The organism is Shigella sp. SIG6 (assembly GCF_053555815.1).
The window spans coordinates 1-8,743 of sequence record NZ_JBQZXC010000139.1 but is presented as its reverse complement, the minus strand read 5'-3'; the positions used below and the strand labels follow the sequence as shown (position 1 = coordinate 8,743).

The window sequence follows — 8,743 nt, the reverse complement described above, 5'->3', positions numbered from 1 at the left end:
AATAGAGGACTGTTGAAAATACTGGCCAGTGATAATAATTTCGCCTGAGGAAACCGCGCAAAATCAACATCGTCAATATTTAATTTCCACAAACTGCCGTTACGGTTCGTGACAAACGTCCGCTCGCCATCCTCCGTCACCAGTCCAACGTTAATAGATGTATCTATGCTGACATCCTGTTTCAGGCTTTGAATATCAATATTCTCTTTGCGACAATGGTCGAGAATAAATTGCCCTGAGGCATCTTTACCAATGCGGCTCATTAATGCGGTACGATGCCCCAGACGAGAAATAATTGTTGCTTCATTTATTGCATCGCCCCCGGTGCTCATTGCGATTCTTTCAAGAGGATAAGAATCTACATCAAAGATATTTTTACTGACCGGTTGTAATGGAATATCAACAATAGCGGCACCTATACAAATAACGTCGAGATTATCCATATCATTATTCCGCTTTGCCATCAGAACCGAACAGTTCAATTTTTTCCAATGCCCGTTCTTTTACAGCTTTACGTACTTCACGTTCTAAATGCAGGAAAGGCTGATCCTGGTTTTCTTTCACTGCTACCATTGCGGCCTGACAGAGCTCCGTATGAATGTTGATTTTCGCAATACCCAACGAAATTGCAGTTTTAATGTCGGCATCACTGATCCCCGATGCGCCATGCAAAACCAGCGGAACAGAAACAGCATCGCGTACGCGTTTGACGACCTCAAAGTTCAATTGCGGCTCTGACGTATAAACCCCATGCTGGTTGCCGATGGCGACAGCCAATGAGTCACAGCCCGTACGTTCAACAAATTCAGCCGCCTGGTCAGGATCGGTATAGTGATAGCCCGCCAGCGCTTCCTCATAAACGGTTTCATTACCGACATGCCCTAATTCCGCCTCTACCGGAATACCCAGCGGATGAAAGAAATCAACAGCCTCTTTGGTTAAACGAATATTTTCTTCGAAATCAAATGCAGAAGCATCACGCATTAATGAATTCATACCATGAGTCCAGGCGTTATGAATACTCTCCATACTCCGACCATGATCCCAATGAGTTATTACCGGCACCGTTGCTTTTTGTGCCATTGATACCATCATGTGAGAGAAATCTTCAAATGAGGTGTTACCGACAAAACCTGTACCAAAAGAAATAATAACCGGGGATTTCGCTTCTTCGGCTGCGTCTTTAACGCCCATCAACATTTCTGCATTCCATACGTTAAAATGGGCAATTGCATAATGTTTATTTGTGGCATCGTTTTCCCAATATCTGATATCTGCGAGCATGTTCTGTTCTCCCGTATTAATTAATCGCTAATTTTAATAACGCCTTTAATAAGGTCGCGTTTGTTGTTAACTGACTCTTCAAATGCCTGTTGTACATCCCGATAATCGTAAATATGCGTCACCATCGATTTCACATCGAATCGCCCTGAAGAAATAGCTTCAATCGTGACCGGATAACGATTGGCATAGCGGAATACCGTCTGGATAGTGACTTCGCGATTGATTTTGAGGAAATTGATTGCCGAATCGCCGGGTACAGTACCAACAATCATAATTTTACCGCCGCGCATTACCAGATAAGGTGCCTGTTTAACGGTGACCGCAGAACCCGCTGTTTCGAAAACAATATCTGCGCCCATGTCTTCGGTAAATTGCTGACAGCGTGCAATAGTGTCCTCTTTTGCGCCATTAATAACCACTGTCGCACCAAGCTGTTCCGCCATTGCCAGACGTTTTTCCAGTACATCAACGACGGCAATTTCCGTTGCGCCCAGGCATTTGCACGCTTGCAACGTCATCAAACCAATACAACCTGCTCCCAGAATAATTATCTTCTTACCCGGTTTAACATCTGCCAGCATCGCGGCATGCATCCCGACTGCGGCAGGCTCCACCAGCGCCCCTTCCATCGTGTCCATATTGTCGGGCAGTTTGTAAGTAAAGCTCTCCGGATGACACAGATAGTGCGTTAATGCGCCGCGGTAGTTGGGTTGTGTCGCCATAAAATCAACGTCCGGGCAGATGTTATATTTGCCTTCCAGACAGTAACGACAGTGACCGCAAGGAACGCCAGATTCGATATTTACCCGATCCCCCGGTTTAAATTTGCGCACGCGGCTTCCCACAGCCACAACCGTCCCGGCGCATTCATGACCCAGGCCAATTTCTTGATTTGGGTCTTTAGGCGGAATAAACGGGCCTGATTCAAAACCATGTACATCTGAACCACAAATACCGACATATTCTACTTTAATCAAAACTTCATCTTCTTTAGGATCTGGTATTTCTGCTGAAATAATTTCCATTGTGCCCGGCACCTGCAATATTGCTTTTGAATTTTTCATTTTGAATCCACCCGTATTATTTATTGGCTACTGCATCAATACTTAAACTTTCAACGGAGACACCTTTGGTTTCAATTCCAATGGTGGCGATAGCAATTGCGACAATAATTGAAACAGCCCCCAGAAGAATAAAGACTCCCGTTACACCATAACTACTGAGCAGCACTGCAACGGCATAAGGTGCGGCAATACCACTGATTCGCCCTACCGCATTCGCCAGACCGGAGCCACGGAGTTTGGCCTCTGTCGGCCAGATTTCAGGGACATACACTGCCGAGGCATAGCAAACGTACATATAGACGAAAGTAATCAGGAAGAAACCAATCAGCGTTATGAGCAACATACTGGTTTGCAGTGAATAGATATATCCGAGCACCGCAATCAGGATTAATAGCCCCACACCCATTGTTTTACGCGGAATTTTATCCATCACCAGCATGGCAATAAAAATACCAAATGGCGCGCCAAACATACTCATGGTATTTAAAACAATCGAGTCTTTTAAATTAATCCCCTGGGTCATGAATATTGTTGGCAACCAGTTAATTAGTGTGTACTGCACAACGTTCATGGTAATCAGCACACAAGAGCCTAATATCACGCGTTTCAGTAATACTCCTGTCAGTAAGGCTGAATACGGCACCGCTTGTGGCGCTTTACCGTCATCTGCAATAACCACAGGCGGCAAAGGTTTACCCGTCTGGCGTATGACGCCTTCTTCTATACTCCGCATGACTTTCTCGGCTTCCTGATACCGTCCGCGCGATTCCAGCCAGCGCGGGGATTCAGGAAAGTAGCGCCAGGCCAGCGCCGTAGCGATAAGCGACAATATTGCAGGAATAAGCAGTTGTACCCGCCAGTTCCACTCTGCACTAATCAGCGGCGTGAGTCCCATCGCAATCAGTGAGCAGAGCGGATATGACCAGTTGCCAATAAAGGAAACCCGACTGGACCACGTTCCGCGATTTCTACCGGGCATATATTCGGTGAAACCAGCAAACAGTGTAACCAGTAAAGCTCCCAGCCCAACGCCCATCACAAAACGGCAGGCAATAAGAAAATCCATATTCGGTGAGAAAGCACCGACAACCATCGAGGCAATATGAATGGCCTCATAGAGGATGAACGCATTTCTGCGACCGGTTTTGTCGCCAATGATGCCGCCCACCAGCGCACCGAGAAACATTCCGGCGGTCGTGATTGCTGAGAATGTGGCTGTGGTGGAATTATCTGTCCAGCCCAACGCTTTCAGCTGCGCGAGGATCAAGCCACCAACGGCATTACTCCAGCAGACAAGCAAGCCAAACGCGACGATGGCAAACATTGACGAATGCCAGCGGCAATCCGGTAAGCGATCCAGCCGTGCACCACAATGCGGTTTTGTTATCTGTTCCATGCGATAACGTTCCTTCAGGAGAGTAGTTATTCATCAAAGTCGTAAGTCATGATCACTTTGATTGCGGTTTTATCGACCATCGCATCAAACCCTTCGCGCCATTGCGACAGGCCGATACGATGCGTGATCATCGGTTTGACTTTGATAGCGCCGCTGGCTAATAGCCGGATAGCGTTACGCCATGAGGTGGAGTCATAGGCCATATGCCCAATGATGCTTTTATTCCAGGCGGTAATGTTATTAATCGAGAAATCAAGAGGTTTGAAGCCCATTCCAACGCGTACCACTTCCCCATTCGGGCGGAGCATTTCGATGGCTTGTTTCAGTGCGATATTGGCACCGGAGCATTCAATCACCAGTCCCAGATTATCTTTGCCACAAATTTGCTGGCAGCGCGCCACCACATCTTCGGTAGAACCATTTACTACTGCCGTCGCCCCCAGTTCTTTTGCAACCGGGAAGCGGACCGCCACATCTTCTTGCAGACCAACGACGACGATATTTACCGCCCCCATAATCCGCGCCATTTGTACGGAAAACAGCCCGAGTGGGCCAGTGCCAATGACGACAACATCCTGACCAAGAAGGAATTTCGATTGCTGCGCGATGGATTTATAGGCATTACAGATAGGGTCAAGTACGGCTGCGTCCTCATAATCAACACCATCAGGGATTTCCCACAACGCATGACGATGAATTTTGAGAATTTCACCAAGAACCAGACAATATTTGGAAAAACCACCGCCCCAGGTATTGTTATCCAGACCAAGGTTTACTTTTTCTGTACAACACAGAAAATCACCCTGTTCACAGGCCGGACAAACGCCGCAAACGTGACCGCTGTTATCCGACACGACGCGTTGCCCCACTTTCCAGTCTTTGACTTTTTCACCAACCTGCGCAATACAACCTGCGAACTCATGGCCGCGGATAGAGTTAAACTCATCAGAACCGCTATCGACATTGTAGTGCTTCATGTCTGCGCCGCAGATTGCCGCGGCTTTAATTTCAATCACTACGTCTTCCGGGCCACAAATGGGTTGTGGGACATGAATCATCTTGTAGCCGCCAAAGGCCTTGCCAAACCGAGCCAGTGCTTTCATTGCGTCATCCTCTGTGTTTTGTTTTGCTTAGATGGCCATCATACTTACCCACATGATTTTTGAGGTCAACATTAAATCTGCACAACACAGATAATGACCTGCATTTTACAACTTAGATCACAATTACGCAGAAAATGGCTGGGTCTGTTACAAGTTGGTGGAAGGCGGGACGCAAAAAGAGCAAATTCGAGAGGGATTACCGGCCAAATAGGTCTGAGACTTAAGTTCAGGAGAAGTCATTCAGGCGTGAACGCGACTGCAAGAGATCGGACTGGGACTTAGCCAGGTCGGGTCGAGATAATTGAGACGAGTCGTGGGGTCATTGTTGGCTATCCCCTTCATAGCCGCGGCAAAAAGGGGATGAACCACTTACTTAAACATGGCAATAGGCTTTGCTGAGATACCAAAATCTTCTTTTAACTGCTGTTTGCTCTTCATGACCATCTGACCATTTGTGTCAATTGTCATATGCTGTGCTTCGGTATTATGGCGGGCTTGCCACAGCATCACCAGTTGCAGGCAATTCTCTTTTTGTTCCTCGGTCAACGCAACGCCATCAGGCCATTTCCCCAGTTCAACGGCGGTCGACAAACGCTGGTATACCTCAGGCGTCATGCTGTTGATAATGTCATCAAGATTCATAATTTTTCCGCTCCTGTGGAATAAGTTGCTGAATCGTTTTTTCAACCGTTGATTTCTTCGCCGTTTTCGCCATCAGTGAAGCGTAAAGAAGCAGAGTTAACACAATAACGTTCGCCTGTTGGTTGCGGCCCGTCGGGAAAGACATGCCCCAGATGGGCATCACAGTTACCGCAACGAATTTCTATGCGCTGCATTCCATGTGACAAGTCTTTGATATAACGAATGGATTCTTCACTCACCGGTTCGTAGAAACTGGGCCAGCCACAGCCGGAATCATACTTGGTTTCGGAATGAAACAGCGGGGCATCGCAGATCAAACAGTGATATACGCCGTCACGCTTGTTATACAGTAAACGACCCGTAAATGGCGGTTCTGTCCCATGATTCTGCGTCACGTAAAACTGCATCTCGGACAAATTTTTTTTCAGTTCTTCTGCCGAAGGTTTATTAGCCATTTACTCACATCTCACTTTAATCGTGCTCACATTACGTGACTGATTCTAACAAAACATTAACACCAACTGGCAAAATTTTGTCCTAAACTTGATCTCGACGAAATGGCCGCACCTAAATCGTGATGAAAATCACATTTTTATCGTAATTGCCCTTTAAAATTCGGGGCGCCGACCCCATGTGGTCTCAAGCCCAAAGGAAGAGTGAGGCGAGTCAGTCGCGTAATGCTTAGGCACAGGATTGATTTGTCGCAATGATTGACACGATTCCGCTTGACGCTGCGTAAGGTTTTTGTAATTTTACAGGCAACCTTTTATTCACTAACAAATAGCTGGTGGAATATATGACTATCAAAGTAGGTATCAACGGTTTTGGCCGTATCGGTCGCATTGTTTTCCGTGCTGCTCAGAAACGTTCTGACATCGAGATCGTTGCAATCAACGACCTGTTAGACGCTGATTACATGGCATACATGCTGAAATATGACTCCACTCACGGCCGTTTCGACGGTACCGTTGAAGTGAAAGACGGTCATCTGATCGTTAACGGTAAAAAAATCCGTGTTACCGCTGAACGTGATCCGGCTAACCTGAAATGGGACGAAGTGGGTGTTGACGTTGTCGCTGAAGCAACTGGTCTGTTCCTGACTGACGAAACTGCTCGTAAACACATCACCGCTGGTGCGAAGAAAGTGGTTATGACTGGTCCGTCTAAAGACAACACTCCGATGTTCGTTAAAGGCGCTAACTTCGACAAATATGCTGGCCAGGACATCGTTTCCAACGCTTCCTGCACCACCAACTGCCTGGCTCCGCTGGCTAAAGTTATCAACGATAACTTCGGCATCATCGAAGGTCTGATGACCACCGTTCACGCTACTACCGCTACTCAGAAAACCGTTGATGGCCCGTCTCACAAAGACTGGCGCGGCGGCCGCGGCGCTTCCCAGAACATCATCCCGTCCTCTACCGGTGCTGCTAAAGCTGTAGGTAAAGTACTGCCAGAACTGAATGGCAAACTGACTGGTATGGCGTTCCGCGTTCCGACCCCGAACGTATCCGTAGTTGACCTGACCGTTCGTCTGGAAAAAGCTGCAACTTACGAGCAGATCAAAGCTGCCGTTAAAGCTGCTGCTGAAGGCGAAATGAAAGGCGTTCTGGGCTACACCGAAGATGACGTAGTATCTACCGATTTCAACGGCGAAGTTTGCACTTCCGTGTTCGATGCTAAAGCTGGTATCGCTCTGAACGACAACTTCGTGAAACTGGTATCCTGGTACGACAACGAAACCGGTTACTCCAACAAAGTTCTGGACCTGATCGCTCACATCTCCAAATAAGTTGAGATGACACTGTGATCTAAAAAGAGTGACTTCGGTCGCTCTTTTTTTTACCTGATAAAATGAAGTTAAAGGACTGCGTCATGATTAAGAAAATTTTTGCCCTTCCGGTCATCGAACAAATCTCCCCTGTCCTCTCCCGTCGTAAACTGGATGAACTGGACCTCATTGTGGTCGATCATCCCCAGGTAAAAGCCTCTTTTGCATTACAGGGCGCACACCTTCTCTCGTGGAAACCTGCGGGTGAAGAAGAAGTTCTGTGGTTGAGCAACAACACACCGTTCAAAAATGGCGTCGCTATTCGCGGTGGCGTACCGGTTTGCTGGCCGTGGTTTGGTCCGGCGGCACAACAAGGTCTGCCTGCGCACGGTTTTGCCCGCAACCTGCCGTGGACGCTGAAATCACATCATGAAGATGCTGATGGCGTAGCGCTGACTTTTGAATTGACACAAAGCGAAGAGACGAAAAAATTCTGGCCGCACGACTTTACGCTGTTAGCGCATTTCCGCGTGGGTAAAACCTGTGAAATCGATCTTGAATCACATGGCGAATTTGAAACCACCTCTGCCCTGCATACCTACTTTAACGTGGGAGATATCGCTAAGGTAAGCGTCAGTGGGCTGGGCGATCGCTTCATTGATAAAGTGAATGACGCGAAAGAAGATGTACTGACCGACGGTATTCAGACCTTCCCTGACAGTACCGATCGCGTGTATCTGAATCCGCAAGATTGCAGCGTGATTAATGATGAAGCGCTGAATCGTATTATCGCCGTAGGCCACCAGCATCATCTGAACGTTGTCGGCTGGAACCCGGGACCGGCGCTTTCAGTTAGCATGGGCGACATGCCGGACGATGGCTACAAGACCTTTGTTTGTGTAGAAACGGCTTACGCTTCAGAAACGCAAAAAGTCACCAAAGAGAAACCTGCACATCTGGCGCAATCCATTCGCGTTGCCAAACGTTAATTTGCGTTAATGTTGTGTGCCGGGTGCGATGCATCCGGCACGTATCAACATCACACCATATCCAGCGCAGTTTTTCCTTTTGGTGCCGGATATGCCTTATCCAGCATAGCTAATTCCGCTGACGAAAGTTCGACCTCAAGCGCAGCTGCATTTTGTTGGACATGTGCAATTTCGTTGACTACCGCGTTCTTTAACAGTCCATTGCGCAACCGCCCGGTCTGGGCTAATGGACTGTAAGCCATCACCGGCATCTGCTGTTGCTGGCACCAGGGGAGTAGATCGTACTCCATCCCTCGTGAACCGAGATGGTAAAGCACCTGATTAGTGGCACACTGATTTCCCCCCGGCAGCTGCCAGAGTTCCTGCATATCGGCATAACCAAGGTTAGAAACGCCCCAGCGACGGATTTTTCCCTGGGCGATCAATTTTTCCATCGCAGCAACAGTCTCTTCAAAAGCGAAACTGCCAGACCAGTGTAATAAGTAGAGATCGAG

The 8,743-nt window shown here is 47.8% G+C and carries 10 protein-coding genes; 2 read left to right on the top strand and 8 right to left on the bottom strand.

All coding sequences use genetic code 11. From position 1 onward, the window contains the following. The 7 genes from ACUU1M_RS17085 to msrB all read right to left on the bottom strand — a co-directional run. Positions 1–443, bottom strand: a 443-nt coding sequence (locus ACUU1M_RS17085; RefSeq protein WP_449144701.1) for a carbohydrate kinase family protein, incomplete at its 3' end; no start/stop codon positions are given. Between the two features lie 4 nt (positions 444–447). Further along, positions 448–1,284: a ketose-bisphosphate aldolase gene (locus ACUU1M_RS17080; RefSeq protein WP_000878899.1), complete on the bottom strand. Its 837-nt coding sequence runs from the start codon at positions 1,282–1,284 to the stop codon at positions 448–450. 20 nt (positions 1,285–1,304) lie between these two features. After that, positions 1,305–2,348, bottom strand: coding sequence for an NAD(P)-dependent alcohol dehydrogenase (locus ACUU1M_RS17075; protein WP_000798088.1), 1,044 nt, complete (start codon positions 2,346–2,348; stop codon positions 1,305–1,307). A 16-nt stretch (positions 2,349–2,364) separates the two neighbouring features. Further along, positions 2,365–3,744, bottom strand: a complete 1,380-nt coding sequence (locus ACUU1M_RS17070; RefSeq protein ID WP_000435298.1) for an MFS transporter — start codon at positions 3,742–3,744, stop codon at positions 2,365–2,367. Positions 3,745–3,770: 26 nt separating this feature from the next. Beyond that, positions 3,771–4,847, bottom strand: a complete 1,077-nt coding sequence (locus tag ACUU1M_RS17065; protein WP_000645222.1) for a zinc-binding dehydrogenase — start codon at positions 4,845–4,847, stop codon at positions 3,771–3,773. Positions 4,848–5,216: 369 nt separating this feature from the next. Then, on the bottom strand, positions 5,217–5,489 hold the full coding sequence (locus ACUU1M_RS17060) for a YeaC family protein (RefSeq protein WP_001046790.1): 273 nt from the start codon (positions 5,487–5,489) through the stop codon (positions 5,217–5,219). A 41-nt stretch (positions 5,490–5,530) separates the two neighbouring features. Next, on the bottom strand, positions 5,531–5,944 hold the full coding sequence (gene msrB, locus ACUU1M_RS17055; RefSeq protein WP_001284625.1) for a peptide-methionine (R)-S-oxide reductase MsrB: 414 nt from the start codon (positions 5,942–5,944) through the stop codon (positions 5,531–5,533). Positions 5,945–6,285: 341 nt separating this feature from the next. Here msrB and gapA point away from each other — a divergent pair, with 341 nt between their 5' ends. Further along, positions 6,286–7,281 (top strand): glyceraldehyde-3-phosphate dehydrogenase, encoded by a 996-nt coding sequence (gapA, locus tag ACUU1M_RS17050; protein WP_000153502.1) that lies wholly within the window; start codon positions 6,286–6,288, stop codon positions 7,279–7,281. An 83-nt stretch (positions 7,282–7,364) separates the two neighbouring features. Beyond that, positions 7,365–8,249, top strand: coding sequence for a D-hexose-6-phosphate mutarotase (locus tag ACUU1M_RS17045; RefSeq protein ID WP_005074856.1), 885 nt, complete (start codon positions 7,365–7,367; stop codon positions 8,247–8,249). A gap of 50 nt (positions 8,250–8,299) precedes the next feature. On the opposite strand, the gene ACUU1M_RS17040 is transcribed toward ACUU1M_RS17045, so the two are convergent. Further along, positions 8,300–8,743: aldo/keto reductase (locus tag ACUU1M_RS17040; protein ID WP_449144700.1), on the bottom strand; the 444-nt coding region annotated here is incomplete at its 5' end.

Excerpts from the sequence above, each read along its gene's own strand:
- ACUU1M_RS17080 (WP_000878899.1), bottom strand. The coding sequence starts at position 1,284 with ATGCTCGCAGATATCAGATATTGGGAAAACGATGCCACAAATAAACAT.
- ACUU1M_RS17075 (WP_000798088.1), bottom strand. The coding sequence starts at position 2,348 with ATGAAAAATTCAAAAGCAATATTGCAGGTGCCGGGCACAATGGAAATT.
- ACUU1M_RS17070 (WP_000435298.1), bottom strand. The coding sequence starts at position 3,744 with ATGGAACAGATAACAAAACCGCATTGTGGTGCACGGCTGGATCGCTTA.
- ACUU1M_RS17065 (WP_000645222.1), bottom strand. The coding sequence starts at position 4,847 with ATGAAAGCACTGGCTCGGTTTGGCAAGGCCTTTGGCGGCTACAAGATG.
- ACUU1M_RS17060 (WP_001046790.1), bottom strand. The coding sequence starts at position 5,489 with ATGAATCTTGATGACATTATCAACAGCATGACGCCTGAGGTATACCAG.
- msrB (WP_001284625.1), bottom strand. The coding sequence starts at position 5,944 with ATGGCTAATAAACCTTCGGCAGAAGAACTGAAAAAAAATTTGTCCGAG.
- gapA (WP_000153502.1), top strand. The coding sequence starts at position 6,286 with ATGACTATCAAAGTAGGTATCAACGGTTTTGGCCGTATCGGTCGCATT.
- ACUU1M_RS17045 (WP_005074856.1), top strand. The coding sequence starts at position 7,365 with ATGATTAAGAAAATTTTTGCCCTTCCGGTCATCGAACAAATCTCCCCT.